The sequence below is a fragment of the Aliikangiella marina genome (assembly GCF_007004765.1).
Lineage (GTDB): Bacteria > Pseudomonadota > Gammaproteobacteria > Enterobacterales > Kangiellaceae > Aliikangiella > Aliikangiella marina.
In genome coordinates this window covers 1150974-1165167 of sequence record NZ_VIKR01000001.1, presented here as the reverse complement: position 1 = coordinate 1165167, position 14194 = coordinate 1150974, and the positions used below count along the sequence as shown (strand labels likewise).

11 protein-coding genes are annotated in these 14194 nt (G+C 38.9%); 5 read left to right on the top strand and 6 right to left on the bottom strand.

What is annotated here, in order from left to right; translation table 11 throughout:
* The first annotated feature begins 68 nt into the window (after window positions 1–68).
* The 4 genes from FLL45_RS05105 (at window position 69) to FLL45_RS05090 (ending at window position 6311) form a co-directional block, all read left to right on the top strand.
* Window positions 69–611, top strand: coding sequence for a response regulator (locus FLL45_RS05105; RefSeq protein WP_142940897.1), 543 nt, complete (start codon window positions 69–71; stop codon window positions 609–611).
* Between the two features lie 12 nt (window positions 612–623).
* Complete coding sequence (locus tag FLL45_RS05100; RefSeq protein WP_142940896.1) at window positions 624–2024, top strand: DEAD/DEAH box helicase; 1401 nt, start codon at window positions 624–626, stop codon at window positions 2022–2024.
* 335 nt (window positions 2025–2359) lie between these two features.
* Entirely contained in the window at window positions 2360–3211 is an 852-nt protein-coding gene (locus FLL45_RS05095; protein WP_142940895.1) for a SprT-like domain-containing protein, read from the top strand.
* A gap of 37 nt (window positions 3212–3248) precedes the next feature.
* Window positions 3249–6311 (top strand): Tn3 family transposase, encoded by a 3063-nt coding sequence (locus tag FLL45_RS05090; RefSeq protein ID WP_142940894.1) that lies wholly within the window; start codon window positions 3249–3251, stop codon window positions 6309–6311.
* Window positions 6312–6752: 441 nt separating this feature from the next.
* Here FLL45_RS05090 and FLL45_RS05085 read toward each other — a convergent pair whose 3' ends face one another.
* Window positions 6753–8321 (bottom strand): AbgT family transporter, encoded by a 1569-nt coding sequence (locus FLL45_RS05085; protein WP_142941164.1) that lies wholly within the window; start codon window positions 8319–8321, stop codon window positions 6753–6755.
* A gap of 368 nt (window positions 8322–8689) precedes the next feature.
* On the opposite strand from FLL45_RS05085, the gene FLL45_RS05080 reads away from it, so the two are divergent.
* Entirely contained in the window at window positions 8690–9544 is an 855-nt protein-coding gene (locus FLL45_RS05080) for an HDOD domain-containing protein (RefSeq protein ID WP_142940893.1), read from the top strand.
* A gap of 74 nt (window positions 9545–9618) precedes the next feature.
* On the opposite strand, the gene rsgA is transcribed toward FLL45_RS05080, so the two are convergent.
* From rsgA to FLL45_RS05055, 5 genes are all read right to left on the bottom strand, one after another.
* A complete protein-coding gene (gene rsgA / locus FLL45_RS05075; protein WP_142940892.1) occupies window positions 9619–10671 on the bottom strand; it encodes a ribosome small subunit-dependent GTPase A in 1053 nt (350 codons plus the stop codon).
* A 70-nt stretch (window positions 10672–10741) separates the two neighbouring features.
* Window positions 10742–11530, bottom strand: a complete 789-nt coding sequence (locus FLL45_RS05070) for a type 2 periplasmic-binding domain-containing protein (RefSeq protein WP_185964336.1) — start codon at window positions 11528–11530, stop codon at window positions 10742–10744.
* Between the two features lie 154 nt (window positions 11531–11684).
* Window positions 11685–12227 carry a DUF4377 domain-containing protein gene (locus tag FLL45_RS05065; protein ID WP_142940890.1) on the bottom strand — a complete coding sequence of 181 codons (543 nt, stop codon included), beginning with the start codon at window positions 12225–12227 and terminating at the stop codon, window positions 11685–11687.
* Window positions 12228–12487: 260 nt separating this feature from the next.
* A complete protein-coding gene (locus tag FLL45_RS05060; protein WP_142940889.1) occupies window positions 12488–13300 on the bottom strand; it encodes a type 2 periplasmic-binding domain-containing protein in 813 nt (270 codons plus the stop codon).
* Between the two features lie 212 nt (window positions 13301–13512).
* On the bottom strand, window positions 13513–14109 hold the full coding sequence (locus FLL45_RS05055; RefSeq protein ID WP_142940888.1) for a hypothetical protein: 597 nt from the start codon (window positions 14107–14109) through the stop codon (window positions 13513–13515).
* Between the last annotated feature and the right edge of the window lie 85 nt (window positions 14110–14194).

Here is a 14194-nt window from a genome sequence, read left to right as displayed (position 1 = left end):
TTATAGTTGAAACAGATGAAATATGAATATTTGGGACGTTTTAATGCATCTTCATATGGCTTTTATTAATGTCTGCTGTTCGAATTACGATTGATCAATACCTTTATGAAGTGCTAAAAGAACACGCAAACAAGGCGCTCACCGTAGTACAGCTAAGAAATAGCTACCTTGCGAGGCTACCCATCGCGGTTTCTCCGGACATCGCACGTAAAGCTATTTATCGTCAATTGTTGAGGCTAGTAGGCTCGGGTGTGTTATTGAAGCGACCCAAAAGTAATCCTCAACACTCAACTTACGAAATTACCAGCAAGTTCAGGCAAGCAGAATTTAAACCGACAACGCCTTCACACCAACGGTCCCTTCCAAAAAAAGTTGGTACAAAGATTAGTCAAGGCATACAACCCCGTTCATTTGAAGAACTATTGAGACAATATCAAGTAGATTTACTCTCAAGTATCGCGGAGTCTGAAGAATATAAGCGACTCTATACGATGAATCCCGAATTAAAGACGTTACTAGAGGCACAATATCACCACGCTCGTGATCAAAGTTCTAAATTGCTAGGCCAAATTAAAGCGATAAAAACAGTCATATCCCATCTTTCAAAATAATAATAAGGCAATATGAAACTACGACACTGGCAATCAGAGTGTGCAACACGTGCACTACATCATTATCATACAAAAAATCAACATTTCTTTTGCTTAGCGACCCCAGGAGCAGGCAAATCGATTATGGCTGCGGAGGTCGCAAAGCAATTAAGAGAAAGGAATGATATTGATTTTATCTTATGTTTTTCACCTTCTAAAACTGTTTGTTTGTCACTTGAGTCTACATTTTCTCAATATTTAGGTGTTCAGTTCGACGGCTTGATGGGAGCGGTTGGACGATCTGTGACGTATCAAAATATGGCTTTTTTCGGCGACAGTTTTTGGCAATTGTTTGCTAACTTTCGGGTGTTCGTCGTTTTTGACGAAATTCACCATTGCGCGGGAAATTCACTAGAAAACGCTAACAGTTGGGGAGCCGAAATCATTACCAAAATACGAGATTCAGCCGCTTTTACGTTATCACTTTCAGGAACGCCCTGGCGTTCTAATCAAACGCCTATCGTGCTAGGACGTTATATTGAACCCGATTTCACACTAGAATGTGACTATGTATATGGCGTCAGAAAAGCTATCGAAGATAAAGTTTGCCGGCAACCGACATTAGTTTTAATGGATAACAACGAGATCCGTATTACTGACGCTGATTCGCAAACATCAAGGTATGGAAGTTTACAGGAAGTATTAAACGAGACCGATTGTAACTATCAGTCAATTCTACATACCCCATCTGCTCTAAAACAAATATTAAAACGTGCAAATCAAACGCTGAACCGAATTCGATGCGAAAATGTTAATGCTGCTGGACTTGTAGTGGCTTCGTCTATCGCCCACGCCGAGTTAATTCAGCAACAAATGTCGTTGATTGGAGAAACAGCAGAATTAGTGACTTACCGAAGTCCCGATGCGCCTAAAACGATAGAAGCATTTAAATCTAATGACGTTAAATGGATTATTAGTATCGGTATGATCAGCGAAGGCACTGATATTCCAAGACTTCAAGTTTGCTGTCATTTAAGTCGGGTTAAAACAGAGCTGTATTTCCGACAAGTACTTGGACGAATTCTACGCCGTAATCATACGCAAAACCAAGAAGCTTGGCTTTATACATTTGCCGAAGCGAACTTGAGCAAGTTCGCTCATCGTTTGGAACAAGAAGTCCCCGAGTCAAACATCGTGTTAAAAGAACAGTTATGGCCATCTGACGACAGCGAGCATTTTGTTGAATCAGATCAAATTCAGGAGCTCTCTTCTCCTTCCAACCTATTGATCCCCCCACCAGAATTTGAGATGGAAGATACATTCTTAGGTAATTCTCTCAATCTTGACTCTTACCACCAGCAGATTGAACCGAAATTAGACTTTACTGGTGACTTCAGAGAAAAAGTGGTTGAAAGCTATAACTCTCCTTTCTAAAACCTTCGGTGATTACCCACCTTAAATACGCGTCTAATAATCGCGACCACATCATCCAACACATCTAACGTAATTAATGAACTTCCATGAGCTAGTCGAACTCGGAAATGCTCATAATTTGGTTTAGTGTATGAATTATTCTCAGAAACACAGTACTACGGTCTTTAAGAAAAGAAGAAATTGGTTTATTGTATGGAAACTTAAAATCGTTAAATTTGAACTAATAAACAACTTCAACTATTCGCAATAACCTGTTGTTTATTAAGGGATTAGTGTTTTTACTGAGGGTTGTTTTTTGGATTGTACAATCCAAAATTTAATTTAAGGACAAGAAAATGAAGAAAACGAAAACGCCGACTCAGGACTCTTACGAGTCTATTCTACAAGCGTATGATTTCTTCAATCAAGCCCTATTTTCAGGCAAACTACCGAAAGTTATCATCACTTATCATCGTCAACGTCGCGTGATGGGATACGCTTCAATTGCTCGCTGGGTTAATGCCAAGCGAGAGTTTGTTGATGAACTCGCGGTAAATCCTGAATACTTTGCACAATATCCCTTAATAGAAATTTGCCAGACACTATGTCACGAAATGGTTCATATTTGGCAAGCACATTTCGGTAAGCCCGGACGACGTGGCTATCATAATGCTGAATGGGCAAGAAAGATGAAAAGCATTGGCTTAATGCCCTCTTCTACCAGTAAACCTGGTGGAAGTGAAACCGGTGAAAATATGATGGATTACATTTTGGTTGACGGTCCATTTCTTAAAACTTGCCAAAAATTGATTAATAAAGGATTTAAAATACCATGGGTGGATCGTTACCCAACCTTTAGGCAAGAAGTCCCCATTTTAGCTTTCTCACCAGAAGACGAGCCAATCGAGTTAAATAAAAATTGCCAACCGAAAAAAAAGTTGGCAACGGCTGAGCTAAAGCACCGTTCAGATAATGAGATAATAAGTTTTAGTTTTGAAGATGTACCATCTGGTCATGAGATAAATGGCGAGGTTTTGAATCATTCTGAACAAAGTTCTGAATTTCAATCTACTTTTACAACTAAACCTGCGCAAAAGTCAGGCCGCGTAAAATACTGTTGCAAATCCTGTCAAATATTGGTGTGGGGTAAGCGGAATTTGAGAATCAGTTGTCTCGATTGTAATTTACAACTACAGGAAGTAACATGAACAAAAAATAAACAACAATCCAAAGGAAGGAAAGATTATGGCTCGAAAACCATATCTTAGTCAGCAATCTCATGATGCCCCACCGAAATTTAATGCCCCTCAACGCCAACGCTACCTTTACATTGACACAGCATTTGAAGAGCAAGTACTGTCAAAAGTACGAGGAGCCGCCAATAAAGTTTTCTGCGCATTAGCTTATTCTTATTTTAAAGTCACCTATCAGTTTTTTGAAGATGCCGAAGCTAAGGATTTAAAATATTTAGCTCGCCGCTTTGATATTCAGAAGACACTTAATTGGCAGGAATATCATCGCGACACTCGCAACAACCATCGAGCGATTATTCTCGAATTTATGGGTTTCAAATCATTTAACACGCCAGATTCAACCACAAAAGCGACAGAAATCATCAATCGATACGCTAGAGTCAAAAAGAATTTTAGAGATTGCTTTTGTCACCTGGCATCAGAGCTAAGACGAGAAAAAATCGAAATTCCCTCATACAATTTGTTAAAGTCTCTTATTGATAAGTGCTACAAAAATCATAAGGCGAAACTTCTCTCAATCGTAGAGAATGAACTGACATCATACGACAAAGCCATTCTTGACCAACTTTTTGATAATGATCTTCCTAAGGACTCTCAGGCTATCAGATATCGTTTGACTCTATTAAAAAAGTTCACTCAATCGCTAAAGCCTAACAAAATTAGTAAAAACATAGCGGGATTTGACGTACTTTATGATTTATTTTTAATTTCGGCACCAATTGTCGAAAAACTTGATCTGAATGGTGAGGGAATACGACACTATGCAACATCAGTTAACAAGAGTCAGATTTTTCAGATACAACGAAAAAAAGATCCAAATCGCTACTTACACTTGATCACATTTGTCGTTCATCAGTTCTATCGGTTGCACGACATTTTAGTGGATACTCTTAACGCATCAGTGACTTCTGCTTATAACATTGCCGAACGACAGGCCAAAGAGCACTACTACAAGATAAGGAACGAGCAGTCAAAGAAAACCAAAACATTACTAGAGCAATCAGGCGATATGTTTGCGGCGATCGAAAAAGCCAAAGGCGTATTAATGGATGAAAGCTTAGATGATGCAATAAAAGTGGCTAAAGCGTTGAAACTGCTGACTCCCAAAAGTCTAAATAGCGAACAAATCATAAATTCGATGGAAGAAGTTAAAAGTGATTTGGATCGCTTGAGTGGCGAAGGACTTTTGTATTACTACTTGGAAGATGGTTCATTAAAACTTCAGCGTAGATGCAATGACATAGTAAAACGACTCAAGTTTAGCGAACAATCAGTCAATAAACCGCTACTGTCAGCTATTAACAGATTTAAGAAATATCAAGGTAAAGTCGATCATCGCTACCCTATTCGCTTTTTATCCAAAGAAGAACGGAAGTATGTCGATACAGACGATGAGTTTAAATCAAAGCTTTATAAGGTCGCTTTGTTTAAACATATCAGCGACTCTTTAAAAGGCGATTCTCTATTTTTAGAACATTCTTATCGATATCGTTGTCTTGATGAATATCTCATTTCACTCAATGTTTGGGAGAAAAACAAGCGCGCGTTATTAAAGCAAGCTGGTATGCTAAAATACATTGACTTTAAAGCGCTTATTAAAGAATTAGGATTAGAACTCCACCAACAATATCAAGAAACGAATGAGCATATATTAGAAAACTCGAACGATTATGTAACAACCAAAGGTTTTGGTGAATACAGACTAACATCACAAAGAAATACTTACCAAGAAGAGTCATTGCTTGACTCTGTTGATATTGAATTATTTCCCAAAAACTCTTACGTCACCATTTCAGAAGTACTGAACACTGTGCATCAAGCAACGGGCTTTTTGGACGAGTTTCAGCATCATAACGATGAGTACCTAAAAGAAAGACCTGATGACAATGTTTTTATCGCTTCGACCGTAGGTTTAGGTTTACATTTTAGTCCAGAACAATTTACTAAACTGTCTCGATCCGTGAATAACTCAGCTTTAGTCACAACGATTAACAACTACATGTCGGTTGAAAACTCACGCTTAGCAAGCGATAAAATTCTTGAGTATGTAAAATCCATGCCACTTGCTGGGCTTTACATTGGAGATTTTGGCCTACAAACATCGAGTGACGGGCAGAAATGGACTGTTTCAAAAGATTCTTTTAATTCTAACTATTCATTTAAATACGGTGGTAAAGATCCGGTATTAGCAGCATACAACTTTGTTGATACGCGACATCTTTTTTATCACTCGAATGTAATTAGTGGCGCAGAACGCGAGGCCCATTATATGATTGATGGTGTTATGAAGAATGACGTTGTTAAATCCGATATGCATTCGACTGATACACATGGCTATACTGAAATGGTTTTTGGGATCTCTCATTTATTGGATATTTCTTTCGCGCCTCGGATCAAGAATATTCACAGGCAAAACATCTACTCCTTAAAGGGGAAAAAAGCATACACTTCGAAAAATTACCCTATTCTACCCAGGAAACAAATCCGTTTAGATCGTATTGAACCTTATTGGGATGACATTCTTAGGCTGTGTGTTTCAATTAAGCTCGGTGAGGCTACTGCATCTCAAATTTTTAAACGACTAAACTCTTACTCTGTTAATAATAATCCACTTTATAAAGCTATTAAAGAGTTTGGTCGCATTCCTAAATCTCACTACATACTGCGCTACATTGATGATCCTGAGTTACGAAGTGCAGTACACAAACAACTGAATAAAGGAGAAAGTGGAAATAAATTGGACCGAGCCCTTGCAATTGGACGCTCAGAATATGCTCAAGTTGAAAAAGAAGATCAGGAAGCAGTAGAAAGTTGCAAACGTGTCATTAAAAACGCAATTGTTTGTTGGAATTACATGTACCTTACACAGAAAGTTATGAATGCTCGATCAAAGGCTGAGAAAGAAGCATTGATTAACAAAATAAAACTCTCATCACCAGTTACTTGGGAACATATATTACTTCATGGTGTATTTGATTTTTCCGAGAATAAATTGCGTGATTCGCGAGCATTTGATTTTGAAAAAATGCATGACCCGAAGATATTAAAAACATAGTTACTGTGTTTACAGGTCACCAAGTCAAGAGAGATAGTCTTAAATAGATAAATGAACTTATCTAGACCGGTTACACTTTTTTTGTTTTATTTAATGTAAACCAAAGGATTTTTGAGAAATAAAAATAAGTGTAACTGCTTGTTTTATAAAGGATCTATAGATTATCTATTCGTAAATTCTGGGTTTTGTTTAGAAATACCCCTTTTACTGAAGTCGTCTCAAAGCAACCGATAAAAAACAGACTAAGTGACACAGTCGTTAGCGATTTGGTTAATTTCATAGGCAAATTGAGTTCGAAGTTTTATGATTTAGAAATTTTACGCTTACGAATTTTTATTTGTACTAAAAAACAAAGCAGGCTTAATTACCTGCTTTGATTTTCGCTTTGCGATTAATAGGCTGGAAGTCCAAAATTTATTGGCCCCTATTAAATTTTAACCCTTAAGGCGTATAGTATGTCGCTGACCCTGGTCCTACTGGTAAGCCCAGCAAGAAGACCCAAATATAGAACAGCGTCGTCCATACGACAAAGAAAATCATTGAATACGGTAGCATGGTGGCTATCAAAGTCCCCATCCCCAAGTTTTTCTGGTATCGAGCTGCCATAGCGAGTATCAGGCCAAAATAACTCATCATCGGCGTGATCAAGTTCGACACGGAGTCACCGATACGATATGCCGCTTGAATTGCCTCTGGGGCAAACCCGATCAGCATTAACATTGGTACAAAAATAGGTGCAGTAACCGCCCATTGCGCTGACGCGCTGCCTAGGCTCAAGTTAATCATTGCACACATAATGATAAATAAAACGAATACTTCTGGACCGTCGAGCCCCAACGCTTGTAACAAGGCTGCACCTTTTACGGCTAATACAGTCCCTAAATTGGTCCACTTGAAAAAAGCTACAAATTGCGCGGCAAAAAATACCAGTGTGATGTAAAGACCCAGACTTGAAATACTTTTAGCCATTGCATCGATTACATCACGGTCATTTTTCATCGTCCCAGCGACTTTACCAAATACAAATCCTGGAATCGCAAAAGTGATGAAGATAAATACAACAATACCCTTTAAAAATGGAGAACCTGCAACTTTACCGGTTTCTGGATGACGTAATACGCCATTTTCAGGAACGATGGTTAACGCAAGGATCCCAACGAGCACTAAAAATGCGATCCCGGCGGCTTTTAAAGCTTTCATTTCTTGCGCCGTTGGCTTGTCCATTTTTTGCTCACCAAGGTCGATAGATGCTTCTGAGTTATCATATTCTCCCAGACGTGGTTCAACGATTTTCTCAGTCACCAAAGCGCCAGTGGCAGCGATAACAAAAGTACTAACGAACATAAAATACCAGTTAACCTCTGGTCCTACCGTGTAGCTTGGATCAAGCAAGTGAGCTGCAGCTTCGGTAATCCCGGAGAGCAATGGATCAACCGTACCTAATAATAAGTTGGCGCTATATCCACCTGAAACACCAGCGAAAGCCGCCGCTAAACCAGCGATCGGATGACGGCCCAACGAGTGGAATATCATTGCTGCAAGCGGAATTAAGACAACGTAACCCAGCTCTGATGCGGTATTGGAAACAATCCCTGCAAACACCACAGTGACCGTTACCATTCTTTTAGAAGCATTCATAACGAGCGAACGCATGGCAACTGATAACATGCCGGAATGCTCAGCTACCGCAACCCCAAGCATGGCCACTAACACTGTTCCTAATGGCGCAAAGCCGGTGAAGTTGGTTACTAAACCAGTGACTATTTTTTGTAATCCTTCAGCGGTAAGCAGCGAAACTACTTTGATCATCCCGTCAGCCGCCCTGCCTGAACTCCCTTCAGGTCTCGGGTCCGCGACGCTTACTTCAAAATATCCGAGGATTCCGCTGAGAAAAATAATCCCTAATGCAAACATTGCAAATAAGGTGACTGGATGCGGTAATAGATTTCCAAGCCATTCAACGGTCGCTAAAAAGCGATTAAACCAGCCCGTTCTTGCGGTGGCAGCCATACTTGATGATGAATTATTAGACAAAACAAATCCTTGAGATATTAAAAACCGTCCACAGTGTATATAAAAATAGGTTTTGTCTCAAAGCGAAGAGCACGCGAGAGCGGTAAATATTACGGATTTCTTTGTTTTTGGTTAATAAATATACAACCAAAGGATGAAAATCGGTTTTATTAAGATGAGTTCTTTGTATGTTGATGTCACGACGCTGCATTCCTTCAGTCAAACTTCAGCCAATAATCCTCTTTCTCCGCAGAAAACCGCCTAAGTCGCCTTCGAGCACCAAGCGAGTAACGGTTAACTAAAAGTCAGCATTAAAATGAGCCTATGCTAAGCTTGAAAGAGTTAAGTTACTGAAGAATATCGTCATGTTAATTGATCATACAGAACTCGCGCAGCTCATTGACAAGTTACCCGCCTTCCCCGAAAGCGTGAGCAAAATACTTGAATTGACAGCCAAGAGTGACGTTGCAGCCAAAGAGCTGGTAGCGGTTGTCGAGAGAGACATGGTAATGACGGTGCGAGTTTTAAAACTCGTCAACTCGCCGCTTTTCGGGCTGGTGCGTGAAGTGACTTCAGTTCAGCATGCTGTTGTATATGTTGGTATTGATGTGATTAAGAATTTAGCTATCAGCATTGCAACCTCAGGATCATTACCAAAGACTAATTCAGCCGGTTTAGATATGGATGCCTTTTGGTTGCAATCGCTTTCTGTCGGTGTTGCTGCCAAACTCCTAGCTGAACAAAAAGGCATCTCCAAATTTGAAAGTGCTGATTACTTTGTCGCTGGATTGCTCCATAACATTGGCAAAATTGTTTTTGCCCATTTCTACCCAGAAAACTACGCAAAAGTTTTAGAAACAGCCAAGCTCATGGATAAAGCCGATCACATGGTTGAACAAGAGTTATTTGGAATCGACCATAGTGAACTTGGTGCCATGTTAGCGGAGGAATGGCAGTTACCACCTAGGTTAGTTGAAGCCATTAAAAATCATCACGCTTTATCGGCAGAATCAATCGCCAGTGGCAATGATAGTGATATTGCCAAAGCGATTTTTTGTGGCAGCCAAATCTTTCACCGGCTTAATGCTGATTCGAGAGAACGTAGTGCAGTGCCAAAATCAATTGAGTCTTGGTTGGGTAAAACGATTGATGAAACGATTGAAGCGTTAGACAATTTAGAAGAAGAGATCGATAACGCGTTAGTTTTTATTCACCACTGATGAGAATGCAATAAGGATTAATCTAACTGAGTGCAAAATGATCAAGGGCTTAATAACTCGTGAATCTCGAATAGTTAGTTATTGGAATCTCGTCCCTTAAACTTATAAGACTCGCTTAAACTGCGTTTATAAAACTTACCCAAAGCTTTATCTTGCGCCCGTTTTTCCGCAAGACTGGCAGAATTGATCGCATCTTCTTTCAGTAGCTTTAAATAATTATCTAACCGCCGTTGTTCCAATTTGCCGTTTAAAACTGCTTGATTAACAGCGCACCCTGGTTCGGACTGGTGCTGGCAATCTTTATAACGACAGTCATTCGCGAGTTGTTCGATATCAGAAAATGTCGCAGCAATGCCCTCTTTACAATCGGTTAGTTGGATTTCTCGCATACCAGGAGTATCAAGAATTAGCGCGCCTGACTGCAGTGGCAACAGCGAACGACTTGTTGTTGTATGGCGCCCCTTACTATCATCTTGACGGATACTCGCTGTACTTTGTTTTGACTCCCCTAAAAGCGTATTGATTAAAGTTGATTTGCCCACGCCTGAAGATCCTAATACGACAATGGTACTGCCTGGTTTAAGCCATGGAGCCAATTGCTCTGTGCTCGCCGAATCTAAGCAGTTAACTGGCGCGACGATTAAATGAGAATCCAATCCTAAAATCTGGCGAGTATAAGTTTCAATATCGTCGACCAAATCGCTTTTACTCAATAAAATAATCGGTTCAACTTCAGCTTCATTTACAAGCGATAGATAGCGTTCTAAGCGATTTAAATTAAAATCATCATTGAGGGAGCATACAATAAACGCAGTATCGATATTGGCTGAGATCAGTTGTTCCTTGATTTGAGTACCGGCCGCTTTCCGCTTAAAGCAAGTTTTTCTATCTAACAGGCGGAGAAATTGATTTTCGTTATTCAACAGCAACCAATCGCCAACCACAAAATTAGGCATGCTAGGCAGAATATTGATTGTTAATGACTCCGTTTCGGTTGTCACCGCTAAGATAGACTTGTGTTGATCGACGACTCGCGCAGGAATGGCATTCTCCCATTCATCGAGCGATAGTTGTTGCTGATAAAACGGTTGCCATCCAAGCTTTTCTAATAACGCAAAGTTTGTCATTGAGGTATTCGGTTTTAAGATTGATATCGATGGTAAAAAGGTTTGATCATTCTAACCTTTTTATCGATTACTATCGATTAATTGGGTGCGAACTTTTTGTTTTTTTAACCGTTTTATTGTTCAGTATTCGTTGATGGACATCCGCTAAACAGGCAAGAATTTCTTCCTTGTTGGCTAAATCTTTATGAGCAGAAATGAAATATTCTATCGTCGATAAATTGGTAAAGGCAAAGCTGTTTTTAAACGCTTTTTCTTGTTCAAACATGCTTTGATAGATAAGCGCAAATTTAGCTCGGCCTTTAAGGAGCAACGTTTTTGCTGCTTTAACGTTATCAACCGAGATAATTTCGAGCTTTGGGTATTCTCGCAGTTTTTGTATCAGCCCCGCGTATTGATATCCGCTGATCACCACGACGGTCTGGTCGGACAAGTCCTTTAGATTGTAAGTCTTTTGGGTGGCGTGAGATTTGTTCCAGTACATATTTAAGGCAGTGACTGCAACTGGAAAATCGCTATAGATTAGTAACCCGTCTAATTGTTTAATTCCCTTTGGGATTATTTGTACTTGTGATTTATCGCCCTTTGCGACAGCGGCATAGAACCGGTTAAGTGATAAATAACTGAAATTGACGTCAAAATTACACTCAGATACTGATTTTATCATCAATTCGCTCAACAAGCCTTTGACTTGTTCCGGCCCCTTGTCAGGCTCATCGACGATAATTAGCGGTGGAAAGTGAATATAACCGACGCTAAAGCTGGCCCTTTCTTGGAATGCATAAGATTCATTAAACCATGGCATAAGTAATGCCATAACCAATAGCAGTATCTTAACTCTAGTACCAAGATTAATTTCCAAAACTAGGTTTTCTCCGACAAAACCTTCTAAGATGAGTCTAGTCGAAAATCTCAAATATTGATATATGACTTATGCACAATTAACACCCTCAATGATTGAGCGGTGATTAGAGCAATGATCAAAACAATGATGAAAGCCCGATACTGGGATAATTTTAATTCCAATCGGTTAGCTCTATTTGGCCATCTCCATTAAAGGTAAAGGTTAAATTAATAATTGCGCCCATATCAGCCATTTGAATAATAGTGTCACAGTCAATTGGTTGACAGTCGATATCATCGCCAAGAAAACGATATTGCCCCTCTTCCAGGCTGATCGTTTGAGTAAAAACCTCTACATTCTGGTATTGGTATTCGGTTCCGATGGGATCTTGAATTTGAGAGTCGATTGAATAAAGCTCGTAAGACACGCTAGAGGCATCCTGAGGAGGATTATCTAGGTTACTAACCTCGACCTGAATTCGTGACGTAACCCCCCACTCAAAATCAAATCCCTCAATTGACTCAAATACGTTGTTAACCTGTGTACCACCATCAATATTAACTTGTAAGCAGCTTCGCTGTGCTAATCCAGTACAAACGGTTTTATTAGATGCTATTAAGAACTCACTTAATTCCGGTTGTTGTCGATTAGAACCTGAATCACATCCCGTCAATGAAACCAGCGTTATCGCCGCGAGTAAAGTATGCTTATTCATTTAGTTTAACCTGCCCAGTGTCGATTTTATGATAGTCAATAGACTAAAAATAAGTATAAATCATACCTTTAAATAAATCTGAGAACTGTAAAAATCTGTCAAAATGCATCATATTCTTTATTAAACGACATCTTAATGGGATCAAGTCTAATAAAAGATCAGCGAAAGCCTAATCAGTAACCGTGGTATGTTTGTTACGCTAAAACTCAATGATTATTAATTTCAAGTCAGCCACTAATAACGTCGAGGTGAATAGCCAATTAAGGCGTCTTTAATTCAAATATTCGTCGATTTTCGATATTGGCTTTTTGTAAAACTTCCTGACTCTCGGGGTAAAGTTTAAGCAGATCATCAAATTGACCGTTATTAATAATAATATCTAAACCTCGCTGTATTCGAGCGGCTAGTCTCTCATTGTCCGGATGAACAAAAAAGTATACTGGCGCTGGATATCGAAATAGAATATTTTCATCAACAACAAAATTTTTCTCGCTGTGAATTTCAAGTTCTTGCCAAGCTTCATTGATACCACGCGGAAAATAATCAATCCGCTTTTTCTCTAACATAGTAAATAGTGCATCATAAGTTGACACTGGTAGAACATTAAGACCATTAAATTCAAGTATTTTTCGGTCTGGCCAATCATGTCCCCGACCGGCAACCAACTTTGAAAGTTCTTCTATTGTTGTAATCTTGGCAAACTTCTCTTTATCTTCAGCGCGGATTAAAAAAACTCGATAGCCTAGATAACCTTTTAGTAAAGGTATCTTAATGGGCCTTAATAAAGACTCTCTTTGTTTTGAAGTCATTGTCCAATAAACATCGATTTTACGATTTTTACTGAGTTCCGCTATTGCTCTTGATTGGACTAAATAAATGTCATTCGCTTTAAGTTGGTAAGGCCCATCAGTTGTTTCTGTTGCTGACAAAACAGCGTCGATTACCTTTATATAATAGCTATGGGCAGGATCACCCGGAGTTGAAGGAGGAATAAATCTAACCTGCAAAGTTTCTTGTGCCAAGGAATATGCTGGCGCAATAACTAAGGAAAATATAAATACATATTTGTACATAACGACTCAAATATTTGCGGAGGTGCCGAGTGAATCATGGCTTTGATAATTAGTTTAGACTATTATTTAAGATATACTTTATTCATAGAACTCATTTGAGGACGAGTCTAATGAAAATAATGGTTATCTTCTGCGTTAAGAAAAAAAAGCCACATAACTAACAATAATTTATTGTTTAACTGAATGTGACTCATTTTGTTACCCTGGAAGGTTTAATGTGAACAAGACTTTACCTCTTGTGTCATGCCGACACTTATAGATTGATAACAATTCTCTAAAAGCGAACAATAACATACGCTCATATTTAATTTTCTTCTTTCGCTATTTAATTTATTCCACAATTCTTTGTTGGTTTCATGTTTTAGTAAGTAAAGTGTTTGAGTTGAGTCATTAGCAGCCAGAATTATTTCTCTATCCCTGGAAGTAATTATTTGCGCTCGAACTGTTGCTGAATCAGATGATTGGGCAGACTTAAAATTCTGGTATTCTTCATTACAGCATGCTTTTAAATAATCAAAAACGGTGTTGTATTCTTGTCCCTCGTACTGATAAATCACATTTTTAATAATCGCAGGACCGACTCCGCTATTGATCAAAACTAAACTTATTGCCGACTCTTGCTTCTCAAGATCATAATTGTTAGTTACCGTTTGAATTAAAGGATAAGTCATCGCTTTAACTTGCTGCTCTGCTGATTTTGCTTGCAAGTAAGTTGCATAGAATGATGCTAAAGAAATTAAAATTGCACAAATGCCAATAATAAAATTTAATTTTTTTGATGGTGTGAAGCCCTCATTTTCATGTTCCAACTTGTATCTCCTTTGGTTAGCCCTCAATCAGTTCGTTTTTAATACTTGCCTCGAAAAATTGCTAAGTGACATTATCGCTAGCGTA

Coding starts and splice junctions, on each gene's coding strand:
- FLL45_RS05105 (WP_142940897.1), top strand. CDS start 69: ATGTCTGCTGTTCGAATTACGATTGATCAATACCTTTATGAAGTGCTA.
- FLL45_RS05100 (WP_142940896.1), top strand. CDS start 624: ATGAAACTACGACACTGGCAATCAGAGTGTGCAACACGTGCACTACAT.
- FLL45_RS05095 (WP_142940895.1), top strand. CDS start 2,360: ATGAAGAAAACGAAAACGCCGACTCAGGACTCTTACGAGTCTATTCTA.
- FLL45_RS05090 (WP_142940894.1), top strand. CDS start 3,249: ATGGCTCGAAAACCATATCTTAGTCAGCAATCTCATGATGCCCCACCG.
- FLL45_RS05085 (WP_142941164.1), bottom strand. CDS start 8,321: ATGGCTGCCACCGCAAGAACGGGCTGGTTTAATCGCTTTTTAGCGACC.
- FLL45_RS05080 (WP_142940893.1), top strand. CDS start 8,690: ATGTTAATTGATCATACAGAACTCGCGCAGCTCATTGACAAGTTACCC.
- rsgA (WP_142940892.1), bottom strand. CDS start 10,671: ATGACAAACTTTGCGTTATTAGAAAAGCTTGGATGGCAACCGTTTTAT.
- FLL45_RS05065 (WP_142940890.1), bottom strand. CDS start 12,227: ATGAATAAGCATACTTTACTCGCGGCGATAACGCTGGTTTCATTGACG.
- FLL45_RS05060 (WP_142940889.1), bottom strand. CDS start 13,300: ATGTACAAATATGTATTTATATTTTCCTTAGTTATTGCGCCAGCATAT.